The 18,725-nt window shown below is 60.4% G+C and carries 20 protein-coding genes and 2 pseudogenes; 8 read left to right on the plus strand and 14 right to left on the minus strand.

All coding sequences use genetic code 11. The features are described from left to right. Positions 1-184 precede the first annotated feature (184 nt). From ACE10X_RS29905 to ACE10X_RS29915, 3 genes are all read left to right on the plus strand, one after another. Positions 185-1,057, plus strand: a complete 873-nt coding sequence (locus ACE10X_RS29905; RefSeq protein ID WP_375763277.1) for a transposase — start codon at positions 185-187, stop codon at positions 1,055-1,057. Further along, the gene (gene tnpB, locus ACE10X_RS29910; RefSeq protein ID WP_074124987.1) at positions 1,054-1,407 is read left to right on the plus strand and encodes an IS66 family insertion sequence element accessory protein TnpB; all 354 of its coding nucleotides are present in this window, start codon (positions 1,054-1,056) and stop codon (positions 1,405-1,407) included. The genes ACE10X_RS29905 and tnpB overlap by 4 nt, the downstream gene beginning before the upstream one ends. A gap of 69 nt (positions 1,408-1,476) precedes the next feature. Further along, on the plus strand, positions 1,477-3,009 hold the full coding sequence (locus tag ACE10X_RS29915) for an IS66 family transposase (protein ID WP_375763278.1): 1,533 nt from the start codon (positions 1,477-1,479) through the stop codon (positions 3,007-3,009). A gap of 392 nt (positions 3,010-3,401) precedes the next feature. Here the strand turns inward: ACE10X_RS29915 and ACE10X_RS29920 are convergent, their stop codons facing one another. The 9 genes from ACE10X_RS29920 to ACE10X_RS29960 all read right to left on the minus strand — a co-directional run bounded on the left by ACE10X_RS29920 (position 3,402) and on the right by ACE10X_RS29960 (position 9,347). Beyond that, positions 3,402-4,466 (minus strand): IS110 family transposase, encoded by a 1,065-nt coding sequence (locus tag ACE10X_RS29920; RefSeq protein ID WP_375763279.1) that lies wholly within the window; start codon positions 4,464-4,466, stop codon positions 3,402-3,404. Positions 4,467-4,672: 206 nt separating this feature from the next. Continuing rightward, entirely contained in the window at positions 4,673-5,362 is a 690-nt protein-coding gene (locus ACE10X_RS29925; RefSeq protein WP_375763280.1) for a lytic transglycosylase domain-containing protein, read from the minus strand. Between the two features lie 196 nt (positions 5,363-5,558). After that, positions 5,559-6,071: a S26 family signal peptidase gene (locus tag ACE10X_RS29930; protein ID WP_038386980.1), complete on the minus strand. Its 513-nt coding sequence runs from the start codon at positions 6,069-6,071 to the stop codon at positions 5,559-5,561. Next, on the minus strand, positions 6,068-6,532 hold the full coding sequence (locus tag ACE10X_RS29935; RefSeq protein ID WP_016843198.1) for a DUF2840 domain-containing protein: 465 nt from the start codon (positions 6,530-6,532) through the stop codon (positions 6,068-6,070). The genes ACE10X_RS29930 and ACE10X_RS29935 overlap by 4 nt, the downstream gene beginning before the upstream one ends. Positions 6,533-6,821: 289 nt before the next feature. Then, positions 6,822-7,703 carry a replication initiator protein A gene (locus ACE10X_RS29940; protein ID WP_375763281.1) on the minus strand — a complete coding sequence of 294 codons (882 nt, stop codon included), beginning with the start codon at positions 7,701-7,703 and terminating at the stop codon, positions 6,822-6,824. A gap of 22 nt (positions 7,704-7,725) precedes the next feature. Then, complete coding sequence (locus tag ACE10X_RS29945; protein WP_036006809.1) at positions 7,726-8,007, minus strand: AlpA family transcriptional regulator; 282 nt, start codon at positions 8,005-8,007, stop codon at positions 7,726-7,728. 131 nt (positions 8,008-8,138) lie between these two features. Then, a complete protein-coding gene (locus tag ACE10X_RS29950) occupies positions 8,139-8,648 on the minus strand; it encodes a DUF2285 domain-containing protein (RefSeq protein ID WP_253591531.1) in 510 nt (169 codons plus the stop codon). Positions 8,649-8,715: 67 nt separating this feature from the next. Next, a complete protein-coding gene (locus ACE10X_RS29955; RefSeq protein WP_018272757.1) occupies positions 8,716-8,910 on the minus strand; it encodes a transcriptional regulator domain-containing protein in 195 nt (64 codons plus the stop codon). 164 nt (positions 8,911-9,074) lie between these two features. Next, entirely contained in the window at positions 9,075-9,347 is a 273-nt protein-coding gene (locus tag ACE10X_RS29960) for a hypothetical protein (RefSeq protein ID WP_038386982.1), read from the minus strand. A 100-nt stretch (positions 9,348-9,447) separates the two neighbouring features. Here ACE10X_RS29960 and ACE10X_RS29965 point away from each other — a divergent pair, with 100 nt between their 5' ends. Further along, on the plus strand, positions 9,448-9,678 hold the full coding sequence (locus tag ACE10X_RS29965; protein ID WP_038386983.1) for a helix-turn-helix domain-containing protein: 231 nt from the start codon (positions 9,448-9,450) through the stop codon (positions 9,676-9,678). A 129-nt stretch (positions 9,679-9,807) separates the two neighbouring features. On the opposite strand, the pseudogene ACE10X_RS29970 reads toward ACE10X_RS29965, so the two are convergent. Continuing rightward, positions 9,808-10,247, minus strand: a pseudogene (locus tag ACE10X_RS29970) (DUF932 domain-containing protein); the annotation flags it as partial. Positions 10,248-10,646: 399 nt separating this feature from the next. On the opposite strand from ACE10X_RS29970, the gene ACE10X_RS29975 reads away from it, so the two are divergent. From ACE10X_RS29975 to ACE10X_RS29990, 4 genes and pseudogenes are all read left to right on the plus strand, one after another. Further along, positions 10,647-10,796 (plus strand): hypothetical protein, encoded by a 150-nt coding sequence (locus ACE10X_RS29975; protein WP_157788083.1) that lies wholly within the window; start codon positions 10,647-10,649, stop codon positions 10,794-10,796. Positions 10,797-11,136: 340 nt separating this feature from the next. Next, positions 11,137-11,472 carry a helix-turn-helix domain-containing protein gene (locus tag ACE10X_RS29980; protein ID WP_038386984.1) on the plus strand — a complete coding sequence of 112 codons (336 nt, stop codon included), beginning with the start codon at positions 11,137-11,139 and terminating at the stop codon, positions 11,470-11,472. After that, positions 11,465-12,713 (plus strand): annotated as a pseudogene (locus tag ACE10X_RS29985) (type II toxin-antitoxin system HipA family toxin). The gene ACE10X_RS29980 and the pseudogene ACE10X_RS29985 overlap by 8 nt, the downstream one beginning before the upstream one ends. A gap of 156 nt (positions 12,714-12,869) precedes the next feature. Continuing rightward, entirely contained in the window at positions 12,870-13,709 is an 840-nt protein-coding gene (locus tag ACE10X_RS29990; RefSeq protein ID WP_168859419.1) for an IS5 family transposase, read from the plus strand. A gap of 298 nt (positions 13,710-14,007) precedes the next feature. Here the strand turns inward: ACE10X_RS29990 and ACE10X_RS29995 are convergent, their stop codons facing one another. From ACE10X_RS29995 to ACE10X_RS30010, 4 genes are all read right to left on the minus strand, one after another. After that, positions 14,008-14,328 carry a DUF736 domain-containing protein gene (locus tag ACE10X_RS29995; RefSeq protein WP_018272761.1) on the minus strand — a complete coding sequence of 107 codons (321 nt, stop codon included), beginning with the start codon at positions 14,326-14,328 and terminating at the stop codon, positions 14,008-14,010. A gap of 912 nt (positions 14,329-15,240) precedes the next feature. Further along, positions 15,241-16,173 carry a DUF2493 domain-containing protein gene (locus ACE10X_RS30000; RefSeq protein WP_038386986.1) on the minus strand — a complete coding sequence of 311 codons (933 nt, stop codon included), beginning with the start codon at positions 16,171-16,173 and terminating at the stop codon, positions 15,241-15,243. Between the two features lie 338 nt (positions 16,174-16,511). After that, positions 16,512-17,534, minus strand: a complete 1,023-nt coding sequence (locus tag ACE10X_RS30005) for a toprim domain-containing protein (protein ID WP_375763282.1) — start codon at positions 17,532-17,534, stop codon at positions 16,512-16,514. A gap of 188 nt (positions 17,535-17,722) precedes the next feature. Continuing rightward, positions 17,723-18,685: an ArdC family protein gene (locus ACE10X_RS30010; RefSeq protein ID WP_375763283.1), complete on the minus strand. Its 963-nt coding sequence runs from the start codon at positions 18,683-18,685 to the stop codon at positions 17,723-17,725. Between the last annotated feature and the right edge of the window lie 40 nt (positions 18,686-18,725).

Here is an 18,725-nt window from a genome sequence, read left to right on the forward strand (position 1 = left end):
GCACGCGCCCCGACCGACCGGCACGCCAGAACCCAAGCCAGACCAATGGCTTGCGGTTCGACCGGCGAGCCCCTTTTATCTCGCCGTCCTGCCGTCGTGGTCGTAAGCGTCCGAGTCCTGCACGACTTTCCGAGAGTGCGCTGTCGTTCCATATCGGGTTCTCTGCTGCATTGGAGATTCTCCGGTGGGTTCGAAACACTTCGAGAACAAGGCCAGGCGTGAGTGGTGGTCGCTTCACATCGAGGCGTGGCGTCGAAGTGGCATCGGGATCCGCCGATACTGTCGCCAGCATCGTCTCGGCGAGAACACGTTCAGGCGTTGGCTGAATGTGCTGACCGACGCAAAGACACTGCAAGCAAAGGCAGAATTGCTGCGCGAGGAACGACGGCAACGTCGCCGCAAGCGGCGGATTCGGCTGTCGACCGACATGCGCTCGAAGGCGGTTCAGGCGTACTGGGCGATGCATGTCGAGGCGATGAATTGGAGTGGTATGGGTTTGCAAGCTTACGCCTGGGCTCACGGCATCTCTCGGTACAGCCTGCGACGATGGCGCGATCTGATTGACGCCAACGAAGTGGAGATCGACTGGCGGACGCATGTTCATCCGAGCGCCCTCCCCCGAATAAGCAGCGGTATTAGCAGCGCTGCTAAGGAGGCAGCCGCCGGGCAACGCTTGACGGCGAGCCCGATCAGTGATCCGCCGACCGGGCGCGCCAACCGGCGTCGCTTCACCGACGAAGAAAAGCTCGCGATCGTGACCGAGTCTGAGCTCCCCGGCGCCACCGCCGCTGAGGTTTGCCGGCGCAACGGCATCGTCACCAGCATGTTGTTCCGGTGGCGGGTCCAGTTCGGCTCTAGCAAGCGAGCGACGGCGAAGTTGGCGTCCGTGAATATTCCCGGAGCGCAATCCGGCCCCTTCGTTCTGCACGATTTATTGCAGCCGCCCGACGGCACGACGGTCATCGAACTAACCGATGGGCGTCGCGTCTTCGCACCGATCGGCAGCGATCCGGATGCAGTCCGTCGCCACGTCATTGAGCAGGAGACAGCCCGATGATGATCGTGCCAGCTGGCGTGAAAGTGCATCTGGCTTTGGGGTATACCGACATGCGCAAAGGCCTGGATGGCCTCGCCGCGCTCGTTCAGGAACACCTCAAGAAGGATCCGTTCTCCGGCCACCTGTTTGCCTTTCGAGGCAAGAAGGCAAGCACGCTGAAGATCCTGTTCTGGGACGGCAACGGGCTTTGCCTGTTCAGCAAGAGGCTCGACCAGGGCGGCTTCATCTGGCCGAGAATGAGCGATCCCGGCGGCACAGTGACGCTGTCCCCGGCCCAGCTTGCCATGCTGATCGAAGGCATCGATTGGCGTACACCTGAGCGTCGATGGCGTCCGGCCATCGCGGGCTGAATCGCAAAAACCCGCATAGAATATAGCGAAGTTGCTTCGTCGAATCAGCGTGTCCGAGTAGAATCGGTCATGCAGCTCGACCTCGACAATCTGCCGTCGGATACCGCGCTTCTGCATCGCCTGGTGCGCGACATTGCCTCGGTCATCGCGCATCGGAACAGCGAGATCCAGCGTCTCCAGGCGATCATCAAACAGCTTCAACGGGCACAATTTGGGCGTCGTTCTGAACGTCTCGACGCCGATCAACTCGCCCTTGGACTGGAAGACCTGGACATCGATCTGTCGGCTGTCGAGGCAGATCAGGCCTCGGTGGAGGCGTCTGCGCTGACGCAGAAACTGCAGCCGAAGCGCAAGCCGCTGCCGGATCATCTGCCGCGCGAAGAGATCGTGCTCAACGTCGATAGTGAAAGCTGTAAGTGCGGCGGCGCGCTGCATGCGATCGGCGAGAGCGTCAGCGAGATGCTGGACTGGGTGCCGGCACAGTTGCGCGTGGTGCGCGTCTGCCGCCCGAAATATGCCTGCCGCAGTTGCGGAACGATCACCCAGGCCCCGGCGCCGGAACGACCGATCGCCGGCGGTTTGGCCACGCCAGCCATGCTCGCGCAAGTGCTGGTCAGCAAATACTGCGACCACACACCGCTCTATCGGCAGGCGCAGATTTTTGCCCGCCATGGCGTCGAACTGGAGCGCTCGACATTGGCCGGATGGGTCGGCGGCGCGTGCTGGTGGTTTGCGGCCCTGCACGATCGGCTGTGCGCACACGTGTTCGCGTCGGATCACCTGTTTGCCGACGACACTCCAATCCCGGTGCTCGATCCGGGCCGCGGGCGCACCAAAACCGGACGGCTGTGGGTGTATGCCCGCGATCAACGGAGTTGGGCTGGGCCTGAGCCGCCGGCTGCGGTTTATGTGTTCGCGCCCGACCGGAAAGCGGAGCGCCCGGCAGCGCATCTGACGCACTTCAAGGGCGTGCTGCAGGTCGACGGTTACGCCGGGTTCGAGCGACTGAGCGGCGCCGGAGACATCACTCTCGCCGCATGTTGGGCGCACACCAGGCGCAAGTTCTACGAGGTTGCGCAAGCCGAGGACACTCCCATCGCGCATGAGGCTTTGCGTCGCATCGCCAGCCTTTATGCCGTCGAAGCGCAGGTGCGTGGTCAAACGCCGGCACATCGGCTGGCCACGCGGCGCGCACTCGCCAAGCCGATCGTTGACAGCCTTCGCCTTTGGCTCGAGGTGCAGCTCCCTCAACTGCCCGGCCGCGGTAATCTCGCCGAAGCGATCCGGTATGCGCTGTCGCGCTGGGATGGATTGACCCGCTTCCTGCACGACGGCCGCATCGAACTCGACACGAACCCTGTCGAGCGAGCGATCCGACCTGTGGCGCTCGGCCGCAAGAACCATCTCTTCGCCGGAAGTGATGGCGGTGGGGAACGATGGGCGATCCTCTGTTCGCTTATCGAAACGTGCAAGCTCAACGACGTCGAGCCTTACGCATACCTGCGCGACGTGCTGCAGCGCATGGTCGATGGACATCCGATCAACCGTCTCGACGAATTGCTGCCGTGGGCTTGGAATGCTCGGCATCCTGTCAAGACCTGAGCTCATGTGCAGGTTCCGGACGCATACAAGTCAACTCATTCCTACGCTTTTCTTCGACTCTTCGCACTTCAGCCATGACAGACTCCCTGCATCGACAACGCACACACGCCACCACATCGCGCTTGCGATCAGCATTCACCAGGCGGGGTCCATGCGTTCCTTCGCGTTCGGCACTTTGGCCGTCGCATGCTCTTCATCAGGTTCGTAAACAGGGCTGTCCAAGCAGTCGGGCGCTCTCATTACGTAGATGGCAGCAGGCAAGAGATAGCGGACATTCCCCGTTTCGCGGCCCCGCCAGGGGACGCTCACCGCGCGCGCGGATCTCTAGTCGTTACTCCTTCTCTCCATGCTGGCTGCAACACCAGCGCCAATCTTTTGCGCCCCCGCTGCAACTACTGCGCAGGTCTCAAACGAAGTCGTTGCGTAACCTTGGCGCCGAACCCAACATGGAAGTCGGTCTGATTGATCCACATCCTGTGCAGGATGCTCGCAAGCTTGCGTGCGACCGCGACGATCGCGCACAGCATGCTCGACCGTTTGGCGATCCGCAGGCCCCAGGCCCGCAAGGCCGACCATTTCCTGACCCGCAGCAACAAGCTAGCTGCCGCCTCGCAGAGCGCTTCGCGAACTGCAACGTCGCCCTGTTTGGTAATTCGGCCTTCGAAGTCGATGGACGTTCCAGACTGGTGTCGTCTTGGTGTCAGGCCAAAATGCGCACCAACTGTTCGAGATCGCGCAAAACGGAGAGGGTCATCAACACCAACCTTGAACGAAAGAGCCGCAACGGGACCGACGCCGGGTACGGTCATTAGCCGACGACAAATTGCATCATGTTGGACCACCTGCAGGAGCACCTTATGCAATCTTTCGTAGCCCTCGAAGATCGCTCGCCGCACGTCCAACATGGACTCAATCATCATGGAAAATACCGGATCGCTGCGCTCGATCAGCTCGCGGACCCGCGCTTCGTATTCCCCGCGGCCGACCGCTCCAACCATTAGACCGTAAGCCCTCAGCGTGCCACGAATGTGGTTCTCAAGGTCGATCAGCTTGCGCTTGAGCAGCTTCCTGTTCGCCAGCAGCGAGCGCATTTTCTGCATCTCGATGTTCTTGACATGGACTGCGCGGTACCAGCCCAGCCGCATCATCTGCGCGATGCCGCGCGCATCGTTGCGGTCGGTCTTGTTGCGCATTGTCGACAGAGAAACGCGCATATGGCGTGCTTCTACGACAATCATCGGAAGTCCAGCCGGCTGCAATTCGCGATACAGCCAGATGCCGAGCGATGACGCCTCGACCCCCACTCTATCGAGGCGATCCGCGCAGCCCTCTAAAGCGGAGCGGATCGCCTCTGGCTCCGTGCTGACCTTGACCTCGCGAACCGTGAGACCATCGCCATCGACGATGCAAACGCTGGTTTCTTCCAGGCCGACGTCCAGTCCAACGTACAATTTCATCGGAGCTCTCCCTTGTTGCAACGACTTTCCAAGTCGTTGCACCAGGCTCCGGATTCGGCCACAACCGTCTTATCCCCGTGCACCGGTATCTCGAAGCCCGATTTGAAGAGCCATCCTGCCATCCTGCCGTCGTGGCCCCCACTGCCTTCGCCCTTTCGCCCATCCTTCTCCGCGGCACGCCAATGCATGCCAGCTTGCGCAGTCGCTCATCGCGGGCCTCCTGCATCATATCTCACGACGAACAACCCTGTTGTCTGTGGCACGATGGCCGAGATGTCGTGAACGGAGGCCGTCGTCGGAGCCCGGTTTGGCGAGCGCTTAGGCTCCAGCCGCGCAGCGGTCTTTGAACTTTCAGACCAGACAACGAAGAGCGCCGCTGCTGATGGGCGCAGACTCCCGATTGTGCTGGAAGCTGCGAGGTCGCTGCCGACGACAGGTGCAAGCCTCTGCAAATAGGCTTGGGTCTCAGCAGGCAATGAACGGCCGGCGAGATGCTCCTCGTAGCGAGCAGGTCCGGCATTGTAGGCTGCAAGGAAGCCCGGTGAACCGTAGCGGTCGAACAGTTCGCGAAGGTACGCAGTACCCGCAAGAATATTGTCATGGGGATCGTACGGATCGTTGCCGAGGTCGTATCGCAGACGCAGCTCTGCCCACGCCTCTGGCATGATCTGCATAAGCCCCATGACGCCTTTCGGTGACCTCGCACGCACGTCGCCTGCGCTTTCGACGTTTATGACGGCGCGTATCCAGTGCAGCGGCACGCCGAAGCGAAGCGCGGCCTGCTCGACGAAATCGGCATGCGAATCGACGGCTCGATAACTCGCTTCATACCTCGCGAATCGCGCGTCGGCGACAGCAGGAACGTTGCTCACGCTCAGCGCAACGAACAACGGCATCACAGCGCGCAAGCTCCCCTCAAACAACCGTAAGCCTGCCACCGTGCTCGCGCCCGTCCAGGGTAAAGCCGCTTCGCGCCAGCCCCTGGACCGCCGCTGCGCGCGACGGCTGCGCAGTCGTTGGTCGGGACGGAGGAATGGTGCAGCACTGGGCCGAACAGAGGAATGGCCGGTCGGAAACTCAACACGCGCACAATCATTCCTCCCAGGTCCACACTGGCAACGCACGGCCAACGACAGCCGATGCCGGCAAGAGCCCGAAATAGCGGCCGTCAAGCGAGTCCGCGGACTGCCAGTTCATGACGAAGAGTTCGCCCTCGCCAACGACGCGGCAGCCCTGCCATTTTGGGAGCGGCCGGCCGCGGCCATCGCGATCCCGAGCCTCGCCCATGTCAATGGTGTCAACCGAAACTGTGAGTCCGCTTCTGCAGACAGTTTGCCCCGGGAGCGCCAGCACCCGTTTGAGCATCGGCAACCCGGCTGGCAGATAGCCATTCAGGTCAAGGAAGGTCGCGAGCGGCTCCGGTGGCTGTACGGCGAGGAGTTCCGTAACGAATAGTTTTTCCGCCGGCTGCACACGGTAGAGCCCGATCGGTACGCTTCCGGATGCATTCCAGATGTAGGCCGGTGTGATCTCCAGAACGATCGGCGCTATAAGAGCGGCGGCACCGCCGAGCATCGTGGTCAACGTCTTCAGCCGCAATATCATCGCATGACCCTCTGCCGGTGAAGCCATGCCTGGTGGCGGGCTCTCGTGTAGGGGCGCGGGTTTTCGTTGACGGACAGGCGATTATGAATGTGATGCCAATGATCAGGAGCGACGTCGGCGGGATCGATGCCGATCGCTTCGATGGCGTCGACCATCTGCAGCACCCTTTCGACCTTCGACCACCCGGAGAGCCGCAGCAAAATCCCTCCGCCGGGCTTCACATACGGCACCGTCGAGCAGCGCTGTCCCGGCGCGACTGCGCGCAAGATGTCGATCCGCGAGATGATCGTGCCGAAGTCGTTGGACGTCCAACGGACGAAGGCAAAGATGCTGCCTGGCGCGAATGACAGTACGCGTCGGTGACGATCGATTTTCTTGTCCTCGATGACGCGACCGAACCGAATGCGGTTTTCAATCCGCTTCGCGAGCCACAACACTTCCACTTCGGTGAGGTCGCTCATGCCTCCGCTCCCTGAAGCTGGAACTGCACGCCATGAGCTTGGGATTCGGTGAGGGGCGTGTGAGGCTTGCAAGGGCAAGTAGGGCCGAGGGCCCGCCGCTGCCAATCGTCTCCGATGCGGCTTGCGGTCTGGTCCGTTAGAAGAAATCCGAAGGATTTCTGGTTAGTAGCGTCAGAGCGGCTGGAACGCGTGGAGAAACAAGATCTTAAGCTTGATTCCGGTCCCCGATAGCACGAGGATCGGGTCCTCGATAGCACGAGGGTTGCGGTCCCCGATAGCACGAGCTGATTCACAGGTTGTCCTCCGAATTTGGAATGAGACCGCGCCGGTGCAGGCGTGCCGTTAAAGGATCAACAGGCGTAAACGCGAAGTTCAGTCGTTCGGTGCCGGTCGGATCGCGCGTGAGCACGAGGTGATAGCCCGGCAATGTCTGACGCTGGACAATCTGACGTACGTCGTACGTGAAGTGCTTGAGCGGTGAGAGGACGCCAGACTTGGCATGGAGGTGCACAAGATCAAAACTCCAGCCACCGTCCTGCCGACCGCCGTGCTCGCGGACAAGTCGATAGAGCCAGCGCTCGAGTCCGCCTGTCAGATCGAAATAGGCGCGGTCAATCGTGAGCACGAGCGCGTCATCGATTACGCCCGCATAGAACCAATCAGGCAGGATCAGCTCGAGCCCAAATGGACGGCCGTTTGGATCGGCCGTCTCCTTCCACTCGTTGATCCAGGAGAAGCGATGCCGTCGCCGTTCTGTCGGCTGGCGGATCGACGTCATCACGGTCGTTGACTGAAGTCTGTCGAGACCGGCCTTCAGCCGATCATAGTCGCGCGCGCTGGTCCCGCGGCCCGCAAACGTCAGAATCTCGTAGGGCGTTGCAGCCATCAGGCGCGACGTCTTCAGGCCGGCATCACGTGCTTCGACAATCTGGGACGCGGCCCAGATCAGGACATCTGCATCCCAGATTGTTGCCATCCCGTGTTCCGGCACGGGCTCGACACATATTGAGATTGCGCCGGCGCGGAAATTGATCGGCACAATCCGCTTGGTTTTCGCGAGCGAGAAGAACGGATAGGCCATCAGATCCTGCGCGTCGCGGGGCGCAAGATCGCCGGGCAACGCCCGAAAGAGCTCAAGCTGATCGCGCTCGGAATGGTATCTGCGCCGCATGATCACTGTCCTTTCGCGGCGATCAACGACGTTCCTGGCCCGCATAAGGGCGCAGCGCCGGGTGCTTCTTGGCCGGTAGTACAGTCCCCTTCCCGGGGTCGGACGTCGACGTTTTGGCGCCGAGGTCGGCCCACGCTTTCAGGTCATCGACGGCGTAGACGACACGTCCGCCAATCTTCCGATACGTCGGTCCGGTGCCGTACGTGCGGTGCTTCTCCAGCGTGCGACCGGAAAGGCCAAGATAACGCGCAGCCTCCGGTGTACGCAGGAATCGCGGCGGTAGACCGGCCATCGGATCGGGCATTTGAGGACTCCAGGATAACAGCGCACTGCGGATGGCGGCGCCGGCGTGTGTGCGGTCATCTTGGAGAAGCAAGGTCTCGGAGGGGGATGCCGAATATTGGGGGGCCGATTCTCGGCACCCTGGGGGTGGCGTTACTCGTCCTTCCGCTCGAGCCGCAGAAGTTTGCGATAGCCTCCGCGCACGAACGCTAGGCCACTTTTTACGAGACGGATGGTTCGGCTACGCAAATCGTGCGTTTTCCAGGCACGACCCGGTATGCGCTTTTGCCCGAACAGAGCCTCTGCGATGCTGCGATAAGTCGCGCCGGAGAAATGCGCAGCGACCGCGCGAAGAGCCGCGCATAATCGTTCGCGCCGTGATTTGGACAAGCGGTGAAACCCAGGTCCTGGCGCGCGTCCATTCATCGCACGCCACAGCCGCGTGGCAGCGTGCGCGCGCGCTTCGAAATCGCGGTCAAACGGCAACTCGGCTGCATAGTGAGCGCCTGCGGTCAGCGGCTGCTTCGACCAGATGCGATGCTCCACCGAGCCGACGTGCAGTACCGCGTGCCAACCGTCAGCGGCGTGGCATACCTGTCCAACAGTAAAGTCGAGCAGTGGCTGAGATGCGGACTTGTGCGCAACAGCCGTGGCGGTTGTCACCGGGACAACGGACGCTAGAACCTCAGGTGTCCAAAAGATCGCCTGTTCTTTGGAGGAGCTTTGCGGGTCATGGGCGAAAGCAGATTCCCCACCTCCTCCTGAACTCCTCGGTCACTTCGCCATCGGGGCTGCTCGCAATCATTGCTTCGTAATCGCGTTGGTAGTCCACGTTCATACGAAGGCCTTCCCAGGCGATGTGAGTGATCTCAGCGTTCTCCAGGCTCTTGAACGAATCCGGCGATCGCCAGTCGAATTCAGGCATTGCTTCCGCCCCATTGCACGCAGCTCACAAGGATTGCGGCGCAATAGTTATGAACGAGGCGGTTGTAGGAAGCCCCTAGTTTGGCACCACGTGGTGCGTGAGAATGACCATTGATTAGCAAGAGAAAGTAATTTTGGCCGCAGATCTCCAGCAGCTATTTTCTTCTATTTTGGATCAGCACCGCGGAACAAGCGCCCCTGCTCAGTAACCCATTTGGCGCGCGCGAGATGAGTTTGGTAAGCGTTCCGCGCTCGATCGGGCTCACGATCCGGATCAATGTGCAACACGATTCGAGCGGCTTCCCACCAGTCCGCTCCCTCACTCTCCGCCTGCAGTAGGCGAATGTACGTTACAACGTGCTCCTCGTCGTAGGAGGTCAGCACTGGCCCGCTGGGAGCAAGGTCAGCCACATTAGGATCGAGCGGCGGCATCTGCATGATATTACGGTCGCGGTGTTTACTGTTGAACGGTTCATGGACTGCACTTTGTTAAGTATATCGAGGTGCAATATACTAAACAAGCGGCATCCTTACCCGCATGGATTTGCGGGAGACATTCGCTACTAACTTGCGTCGTCTACGCAATGCGAGAGGGTGGTCTCAAGACGAACTTGCCTTGGAGGCTGAGATAAGCCGGAGCTATCTGAGCCAGCTCGAGAAGGGCGTCTACTACGTCAGCATAAAGGTCATTGGCCGCCTTGCCGAGAAGCTCGAAGTCGAGCCTGATGAGTTCCTAAAACGGATGGCAAGGAGAGGTCGCGCCAAATAGCGCGGCCCAATCCGCGAGCCGGGCCACAGGCCCGGCGAGCGCCGGACGCGGTTACGTGTCGCACTGCCGATCCGGCTGGATCGGCGGCGGGACTGGACCGATGCGGCACTGGTCGCGCAGCTGATGTCGTCAGCTTGCTCGCTCCATCAAACGGTTCGCTTTGCCTTTCAGCTCAAGGCGCGTGTCCTGATGAGCCTTGCCACGTGCGAACGCTGCAATTCCTCGCACGAATCGAAGATACTCTCCGGCTCACGACGTTCCTCGCACAGAACGGTTTCGATGATTTTTGCGGCTTCGGACTTGGAAAAGCCTCCTCGACGCAGGAATGCTTGGCAATCCTCGTCGGTCCAAGCAACGATCCGCTCCCCCGCGCAGCCCTTATGCCTGCCACAAATGAGGTCGGCGACGAATTGGCAAAGCACGCCAAGGCTGGCGCGCCGCTTCGTGCGCAAATCGTTGCACCGCGAATTACGAATGGCGGATCGCGATCTCCTCGAACTTCTCGACGCCCCAGAGATTGCGGTTCATGCGGATAGAAGCTCGGCCCTGCCCACCTCTTTGTTCCAACAATTGGGGTCGAGCCGGGCGACTTGCTCAAGAAGGCTGGGCGAGCACATCGTAGGCCGCCTAAATCACGCCTAAAGCGCTGCGAGGCCCTTGGCTCGTCTTGAAATCTGACAGGTACGACATCCGTAACATGTCAATCTAGGTCGAACGCAGCTGCGCGCCGCAGCAACCAATCCGGCTTCGTCAGGATATGACCAGTCGGTCTATGCCTACGCGCGTATTTCAACAGCGACCTGAAATCGTGATTGTCCTCGGACTTGAGCATAGCCACATACGCTTCACTTCACGCAGCGTACCGGTGTCCTAAATACTGCTGCCGTCAAAAGTGCACGGTTTGACGACGAGCTCGACCAGCGGATCAACCATCATTCGCGCGTGGTGGCCATTAGCTTGGGGGAGCCATGGATCTGCGTGCGACGATCAGAGCCGTGCCGCGATTTTCTTCGGGCGGAAACGTGTTGCCAACAAAAATGCGCGCGTTTTCGAAAATCAAGGGCTTTGACGAAACCAGGCGCGGCAAGACACCGATATTGAATTTCTTCCAGCGGTAGGCGCCCGCCCATTTCCAGACCGCTCTGAACGTCTGCTTGGACAGCCACTTCTAGACGCCTTCGTTACGCAGCGCCTCCAGCGCCATCACGGCGACGACGCGCCGAGACAGTGCTGTCGACGATGCTCGTCTCCAACCTCGTTGAGGGCGGCGCTGGTCGTAATCCATATCTGAGTTAAATGGCCGCGTAGAGCCGGACCGCGCGGACGGACAAATGCGGCGAACATCGCCTAGAGGTATTATTGCACCTTATTCCTATTCTAAGTAAGACGCCCGGCACATGGAAAATTTGTAAGCTTGGTGCTACATATTGTTATAATTTGTAGTGCGAAGGTGACAAAATGCCTACCCCACATCCCCCCCCTGCCGCCGTCCGACGCGTGATGCGTAAGCTTGGGGCGGACATCCATGATGCCCGTCGACGCAGACGGCTTCCGATGGCGGTCGTGGCCGAGCGCGCCTTCACGTCTCGCTCGACATTGCAAAGGGTCGAAGCCGGGGACACCAATGTGGGCATTGGCATTTATGCCAGCGTCCTACAGGCACTCGGTTTACTCGACGGCCTGAACCAGGTCGCCGACATCAGCAACGACAGCGTCGGGCGGACTCTGGCTAGCGCTGATCTGCCCAAACGCGTCCACCTCAAGCGGCCGGCCAGGTCGTCCCACGATGGCTGACTTCGAAGTACATATCGATCTGGACGGCCGCACACGCCCGATCGGGCTGGCGAGGAGCAATCGCGTCCGAGGCGCGGAGACCATCCTCTTCGAATATGACGGCACATGGCTTGAGGATCCGGACCGCTTCTCGCTGGAGCCAGCACTGGCGCTGACCCGCGGTGCCTTCGCTCCCCGTGCCGGGCTAGCAACCTTCGGTTCGATCGGAGACTCGGCGCCGGATACCTGGGGTCGTCGCCTCATGCAACGCGCCGAGCGTCGCCTCGCCGAACACGAAGGGCGAGCCATTCGCACTCTCACGGAAAGCGACTACCTGCTCGGCGTAGCTGACGAGACACGGCTTGGCCGCGCTCCGCTTCCGCTGGGCTGGCGACAAGGTTTTTCAGAGACCAATTCGCGCCGGCGTTCCTGCTCTGATCGAACTTGGCCGGTTGCTCCAAATCACCGAACGGATTCTCCGGGATGAGGAAACGGATGAGGACCTCCAGCTCATCTTTGCCCCCGGCTCCTCCCTCGGCGGCGCACGTCCGAAGGCGTCGGTCATCGACCAGCATGGTCACCTCTCCATCGCCAAATTCCCAAAGGAGACCGACGACTATAGCATGGAGACTTGGGAAGAGATCGCTCTGCGGCTGGCCGGCAAGGCAGGTATCGCCATTCCCCAGCATGAGCTGATCGACATCGCCGGAAAGCCGGTCATGTTGTCTCGACGGTTCGACCGGAATGGTGCGATCCGCATCCCATTCCTGTCGGCGATGGCAATGATGGGTGCCAAGGACGGCGAGCGCGGCAGCTATCCGGAGATCGTCGATGCCCTTGCCGAACACGGCGCTCAGGCAAGGACAGACGCCCATGCCCTCTATCGGCGTGTCGTCTTCAACGTACTGATCTCCAATGTCGACGATCACCTCCGCAATCACGGCTTTCTGTGGCTTGGAAAGACCGGTTGGTCTCTCTCCCCGGCATATGATCTCAATCCCGTTCCAACTGATCTCAAGGCCCGGGTGCTGACGACGAACATCGATCTCGACGAGGGCACCTGTTCACTCGACCTGCTGGAAGCGGCGTCCGGCTTTTTTGCACTCACGTTGCCGCAGGCTCGCACGATTATCAAAGAAATCGCAACCGTGACCGCGACCTGGCGCGACACGGCCAGGGCGGTCGGCGCCCGCTCGGCCGAGATCAACCGCATGGCCAGCGCTTTCGAGCACGATGATCTCAAACGGGCGCTGACGCTATAAGGAGGACATTCCTCCACGCTTTGAGCCCGCCAGTGCCAGACCATTTACTCTGCGCCGCCGCTGATCTGGAAGTCTCAGAGGCTGACCGGAAATTAAAGTTGGGTGATTTCAGCAGGTTGTGATTCTTCGAGGTGTTCGAAGCCATCGGAGAAGCAGATGACCTGGACCGAAATCACCCGCTGTCAGCATGACAGACGAGCGCTGCGCTATGCAAGCGATTGTACGGATGCGGAATGGGCCTTGATCGAGCTGTTGATGCCAGGGCGGAGCAAGGTGGGTCGACCGCGCAAGACCTGCATGCGATCGGTATGGGATGCGATCCAGTACATTGCGACGACGGGATGCCAATGGGCGCTTTTGCCGAAGGATTTTCCTCCCTTTACGACGGTCCAGTACTATTTTTATGGCCTGCGCGACAGCGGGGTGTTGGACTTGATCAATGACGCCTTGGTTGAAATCGCGCGCAGGCTTGCTGGACGGGAGCCGCAACCAACGGCGGCGATCATCGACAGTCAATCGGTCAAGACGACCGAGAGCGGTGGGCCGCGCGGCTTTGATGCGGGCAAGAAGATCAAAGGTCGCAAGCGTCATATCGTCACCGACACACAAGGAAATTTGCTGAGCGCCATCGTGCACCCGGCCAATGTTCAGGATCGGGACGGTGCGCCGACCGTCGTCACTTTGGCGTGTGCGAGCTACCCGACTATTGCGCACTTGTTTGCTGACGGCGGCTACGCCGGCGAAAAGCTTGAGAACGCGCTCCGGAGAATCGACGGGCCCACTATTCAAATTGTCAAACGCCCGGATGAGGCAAAAGGCTTCGTTGTTGTTGCCCGACGCTGGGTCGTCGAACGAACGTTGGCATGGCTTAACCGCTGCCGACGTCTTGCCAAGGATTGGGAGGCCTCCGTCACCTCGGCTGAAGCATGGCTCCTTATTGCGTCAACTCGACAACTGGTCCGCCGCATCGCCAGATCGGCCAACGTCAAGTCATGAATTTTGAGTCAGACTCTCAGAGATCGAAGATGCCAGGAATTCGGAAAGTACTGTAGACACCTGCCGCGGCCTACGGTGCGTGGTCGATCCCAGACCATTGCTGACTAGCGCGGAACACCTTCATCTTCAAGAGCAGCGCTGACAGACAGATGACGTAAATCTCCCTGTTCAGGCGCTTCGTCGCTATCTAGTGCGCTAGTTCAATGCCTTGATCGCGGCTTGGCCGGCAATATCTTGACTGCTGATGCAAAGAGCCCCGGCCGGCCAACCGGACGGGGCTCTTTTTAGCGGTCGAACCTCAGTCGCCGTTCTTGCGCAGCCGCGACCAGATGAGGGTAAAGCCGTCACCTTCCTCGTCGTCGAACAGGTTCGCGTAGATCGGCGCGTTGAACGAGGGATCGTCGAGCTTGAGCGAGAGGTAGTCGCGGCCCTCCTCGGAGCGCTTCGACCAGGCGGCGCCGATCTCTGCGCGGCCAACGAAAATGCGATGGCTCGGGGCATTGTCGTTGGATCGGTTGGTCTCGGGTACGATCCTGACGCCCCTGGTCTGGAGGCTCAGGGTGACGATCTCGCCCTGCAATTCGCGGCCTACTTTCTTGAAATAACCGATGTTAGCCATGTCACTTCTCCTTGATGTTTCGAGGCGCGACCATCGCGGCCTCGATGGCGATCTACAGGCCAAAGACGAGCGACGACGCACCCGCATGCGGGCTGGAGCGCAGCGGAGGACGCCAGTGGGGAGACTTTCTTGTCCCGCGAGGAATGGGCGTTAGCCCAGGGGAAGAAAGTCGCCCCACGGCGTTGCGTTCAGGCGATCGAGGCGCAGCCGCTCTTAGGCCAGATCAAGCCATCAAGAGGCCAGGTGGTCTGTCATCGAACGGCATCCTCCAGAGAAGTCTTGGCCAACCTCGGCTGTGTTGCACAAGATGTCGCAGCGTTCGGGCGAAGAGACGGAAACAGACACGAAGGAATAGGCGTAATTGATGATCGCCTTGAGCATTTGCGACGAGATGCCCGTGTGCTGCGTTGATCGTGCGAGCAAGGTGGGAGAAGTCAGGGACCAAGCGCTCAACGTTGGCCAAGTTACCCGCGGTCTATCCCGCGGACCGATCAACGCCTCGATCGCGAGCAATTTCGATCGACAGACCAACTTATCCCCACCGCGCCTTGGCAGAAACAGTTGGCTAAGGTTCGTCCGGCCCGAGGGCCCCGATAGACCCTTCGGGCTCAACAAGGATGGTTATCTGAAGCCAAGCCTTGGTGCCGATTGTTATAGCGCCAAAACATCTGTTGCCAAGAAGACAAGGCGGGCGCAAAGCGCACCGCCTTCAAATGAAATAGCGTGTCAGACGGAGCGCAGCGAAGTGAACCCGCGGACGTCGAGACCGGTCAAGAGGGTACCCGGGACAGAGGCAGTGATAGCGACGCCGGCATCGTAGATGACGGCGGGCCCTGGCCCGAGTACCCCCGGCGAGACGTTCACTATTGAAAGGCGTCGCCTCTTGATGAAGAGGCTCGCATGGAGCGGCGCTTACGCGCCGCCAAATTTCCAGACGGGAATGCCGAACTTCCGGGCCTTGTCGGCAAGGTTGTCTTGTATTCCGGAGCCAGGAAAGTGCATGACGCCGATTGGCAGCAGTGCAAGCATCGCGTCATTGCGTTTGAACGGAGCCGCCTTGGCATGCTTGGTCCAGTCGGGCTTGAATGCGATCTGAGGCACCTTGCGGCTGGTGGCCCATTTGGCGGCGATCAGTTCGGCACCTTTCGGAGATCCACCGTGCAACAAGACCATGTCAGGGTGCTTGGCATGGACCTTGTCGAGCCGATCCCAGATCAGGAGGTGATCGTTGAAATCGAAGCCTCCGGTAAACGCGATCTTAGCCCCCAACGGCACCATTACCTCGGTTTCGGCCCGATACTTGGCAGCCAGGAAGTCGCGGCTATCGATCATCGCCGACGTGAGCGCGCGATGATTGACCAGCGACCCAGCGCGGGGACGCCAGGGCGAGCCGGTGTGAAGCTCGAATTGATCAGCGGCCAGTTCACGGAAGAGCTCCATGGCATTGCGGCGTTCCATGAGTGTAACGCCCTCCGCCGTAAGCCGTTCGAGTTCAACCGATTCAACCTCCGATCCATTCTGTTCACACTGGCTCCTGCGTTGCGCCTGCTCATTGTCGTCGAGCTCTCGCTCGATACGGCCCGTGGCACGGTGGAACAGATTGACGGTCGACCAAAGCAGGTTCTCCAGGTCGGGTTCGAGCCGGGTGTCGCTCAAGGTCGCGACAAGGGCGTCGAACATGTCGGCAATGGCGCCCGCAATTCTTTTACCCTCGGGAAGCGGTCTGGGATCGAGTTCGTCCTCGAAGGGACGGTGGCCATAGAGCTGAAGCTCGTTGAGCAAATGATGCGTTGGTGATGAGGCATGCTGCGGTTCGAACTCGGTTTCGTCACGGTCGGTTGTCATGGTGAGGCTCCTTTTGCCTGATCGGCCGCGCCTATCGCGGTCTTCGTGGCGATCAAAAGACGGCAGGCGGAGCGGAGCAGAACCCAAAGGCGCAAGCCGGCGGGCCGAAGCGGAGCGGAGGATGGCGAAGGCCGGCTATTTTGCTTCGCGATGCAAAGGGCCGCAGGGCCGGCGGAAAATAGCCGCGCGCAGCCATTGCAGGGCCGGTCCGCCTGCCGTCCGATCGCCCTCTAGAAGGCCGTGGCGCGGCCCCGTCCGGCAAAGGTGACCTCGCATCGGCAGATCACGACGATCCGTGATCGAGAGGTTGCCGCTATCTCGAATCGATCGCGGCTAACTCATGGCCGCAACTGGACGATGTCCCGAGGAGCGAGCTGTTCTTGTAACGCCGCTCGAAATAATTCAGCGTCCAACTTGCAGAGGTCAGCGTTGAAGTCCTCGAACTTTGGCGAAAGAATGAAGACCTCGATGCCGACAGCCTCTGCGCGGCTCGTCAAGGCTATCGCTGCCGACATTCCAGCCGCGTCCGCATCGCGCGCGATGTAGAGCCTGCGTAGCGACAGCGGGAGCAGTAGGGCGGCAAGGTGGTTGGCGGAAAGGGCCGCTACCATCGGCATGCTCCGCAACACGCAACGAAGCGACAGCATGGTTTCGATGCCCTCGCCTGCCACGAGCACGTCGTCAACTGACCCGAAACGCACCGCGTTACCGAGGAGATCGCCCATTGCACGCCGTGGTGTTTCGACCGGCGCCTTGCCCTGTCCCGACGGATGAAGCCAGGTCCGGTGTACGCCGGTGAAATGCCCCTTGAGATCGGTCACGCGAGCGATCATTGCCGGCCAGAACAGGGGCGGAGAGTCCAGGTTGGGCCGATAGTAGCAATGCGCATGAAAGCGCAGCGCGCCGTCATCGCGGATGGGCTTAATGCCGCGTTGCCGCAGATAGATTTGGGCCACAGTCCGACCGATCGGCTGTGACATGGTAAAGAGCCGACGTGCGGCCTCTACAGATCCGCTTTGCCGCAGCAGACGATCAGCACCGGCCGGTCGGGGATCGGGGCGAGGCATGTTCAGGAATCGCCGCGCCTCCTCGAGGACGTCACGGAAATCGACCAACCCGCAGCTAGTCTTGATAATGTCGAGAAGATCGCCATGCTCCCCGGTAGCGGCATCCGTCCACTTGCCGGCGGGCCTCTTGGGCGATTGGCTCAACCGGACGAACAGCGAGCGGCCGGGTGCATTTCTACAGTCCCCGACGACCCAATAACGACCCCGCAGGCAGCCGTTGGAGAGATAGTGTCGACACACCGCCTCGGCCTCACGCGCGAGGCGACGTGCCATTTCGGACGCATCGCGCCGCATTAGGCCACCTCCTCTTTACCTGCCCGAGCAACCGGATTCTTAAATGAGGGTGAAAGCACTCTCGTTTGGACAGCCATTGTCATTTGAGGTCTCCATGACGGGCGACCGAAGGACCTCTCCCTCGGCCTCCAACCCATCATGGCGTCACGCGCCGCCCTCTTCCTCTCGAGTACGTCATCAAATGCCGATCATGCTTCCTGCTCGGCTCCGACAGCTATAGTCGGTGCGGCTAGGGATTGCTTCGGAACGAATCCGAGCAAGAAGTCGGCGGCTTTGCTCGCCTGCGATGCCGCACGCAGAATTGCGCGGTTATCCTCCCGCAGGATTTCAAGCCATGAGCCGATATAGTCGGCGTGGCGCACAGTCGGTACGGTGCCGAGTGATGTGCAGCAGAATGCAGCGCACAGCTCCGCAATCAATTCCTCCAATGCGTATCTCTTCGTACCATAGCAACCACCAAGATCGCGGTTGAGGCGCGAGGGATGACCGCTCGCGTGGCCAAGTTCGTGGAGCGCGGTGCGGTGCCAATTGATCGGCTCGAAGTAGGCCGCAGGCGGCGGCACTTGAACATAGTCATCAGACGGTGCGTAGAACGCACGGTTGCCACCGATACGGAAATCGATACCGGTCGCCTTGATCAAGGCTTCAATCGTCGGTTCAATCATGTCGGGTCGCTGCGGTGGCGCAGCGGTCGCTATTTCTATGGGGAGTGCACCATCGCATTGGTCGACATTGAAGACGGTAAATCGTTTCAAAAATGGGACCGCTTGCGACTCCTCCGCGGTCTCGTACGCGCGAATCCTTTCGTCACGCGGCACGAAATGATCAGCGTGAACGATGGTCGTGCCACGTTCACCCTTGCGGATGTGACTTCCGATCGTGAGCGCCTGACGGTAGGTAAGCCAGCGCTGACTTGAGAATCCACGCTCGCGGGCCGTACTCCAGAGTATCAGGACGTTCACGCCACTGTACGGACGATTCGTCGTGACGTTTTTCGGCATGACCGGGAGTGCTTTTTCTGCAGCGTTCTCCCATGGCTGAACCCAGGGTACATGGCCAGCCTCCAGCTCGGCGATGATCTTATTGGTAATTTCGTCATACAGGCTCAACCGATCTTCCCTGGTGTGCGTCCGGGAATGGTGTTTGGACATTGCGGGTCTCCGCGACGGGCGCCGCGAGCCTCTCTCGCAA

Source organism: Bradyrhizobium sp. Pha-3 (genome assembly GCF_042258325.1).
GTDB lineage: Bacteria > Pseudomonadota > Alphaproteobacteria > Rhizobiales > Xanthobacteraceae > Bradyrhizobium > Bradyrhizobium elkanii.

What these genes read in the sequence shown, in the direction of transcription:
- tnpB (WP_074124987.1), top strand. Translation starts at nt 1,054, where the DNA reads ATGATGATCGTGCCAGCTGGCGTGAAAGTGCATCTGGCTTTGGGGTAT.
- ACE10X_RS29915 (WP_375763278.1), top strand. Translation starts at nt 1,477, where the DNA reads ATGCAGCTCGACCTCGACAATCTGCCGTCGGATACCGCGCTTCTGCAT.
- ACE10X_RS29920 (WP_375763279.1), bottom strand. Translation starts at nt 4,466, where the DNA reads ATGAAATTGTACGTTGGACTGGACGTCGGCCTGGAAGAAACCAGCGTT.
- ACE10X_RS29925 (WP_375763280.1), bottom strand. Translation starts at nt 5,362, where the DNA reads ATGCCGTTGTTCGTTGCGCTGAGCGTGAGCAACGTTCCTGCTGTCGCC.
- ACE10X_RS29930 (WP_038386980.1), bottom strand. Translation starts at nt 6,071, where the DNA reads ATGATATTGCGGCTGAAGACGTTGACCACGATGCTCGGCGGTGCCGCC.
- ACE10X_RS29935 (WP_016843198.1), bottom strand. Translation starts at nt 6,532, where the DNA reads ATGAGCGACCTCACCGAAGTGGAAGTGTTGTGGCTCGCGAAGCGGATT.
- ACE10X_RS29940 (WP_375763281.1), bottom strand. Translation starts at nt 7,703, where the DNA reads ATGCGGCGCAGATACCATTCCGAGCGCGATCAGCTTGAGCTCTTTCGG.
- ACE10X_RS29945 (WP_036006809.1), bottom strand. Translation starts at nt 8,007, where the DNA reads ATGCCCGATCCGATGGCCGGTCTACCGCCGCGATTCCTGCGTACACCG.
- ACE10X_RS29955 (WP_018272757.1), bottom strand. Translation starts at nt 8,910, where the DNA reads ATGCCTGAATTCGACTGGCGATCGCCGGATTCGTTCAAGAGCCTGGAG.
- ACE10X_RS29960 (WP_038386982.1), bottom strand. Translation starts at nt 9,347, where the DNA reads ATGCAGATGCCGCCGCTCGATCCTAATGTGGCTGACCTTGCTCCCAGC.
- ACE10X_RS29965 (WP_038386983.1), top strand. Translation starts at nt 9,448, where the DNA reads ATGGATTTGCGGGAGACATTCGCTACTAACTTGCGTCGTCTACGCAAT.
- ACE10X_RS29975 (WP_157788083.1), top strand. Translation starts at nt 10,647, where the DNA reads ATGGATCTGCGTGCGACGATCAGAGCCGTGCCGCGATTTTCTTCGGGC.
- ACE10X_RS29980 (WP_038386984.1), top strand. Translation starts at nt 11,137, where the DNA reads ATGCCTACCCCACATCCCCCCCCTGCCGCCGTCCGACGCGTGATGCGT.
- ACE10X_RS29990 (WP_168859419.1), top strand. Translation starts at nt 12,870, where the DNA reads ATGACCTGGACCGAAATCACCCGCTGTCAGCATGACAGACGAGCGCTG.
- ACE10X_RS29995 (WP_018272761.1), bottom strand. Translation starts at nt 14,328, where the DNA reads ATGGCTAACATCGGTTATTTCAAGAAAGTAGGCCGCGAATTGCAGGGC.
- ACE10X_RS30000 (WP_038386986.1), bottom strand. Translation starts at nt 16,173, where the DNA reads ATGACAACCGACCGTGACGAAACCGAGTTCGAACCGCAGCATGCCTCA.
- ACE10X_RS30005 (WP_375763282.1), bottom strand. Translation starts at nt 17,534, where the DNA reads ATGCGGCGCGATGCGTCCGAAATGGCACGTCGCCTCGCGCGTGAGGCC.
- ACE10X_RS30010 (WP_375763283.1), bottom strand. Translation starts at nt 18,685, where the DNA reads ATGTCCAAACACCATTCCCGGACGCACACCAGGGAAGATCGGTTGAGC.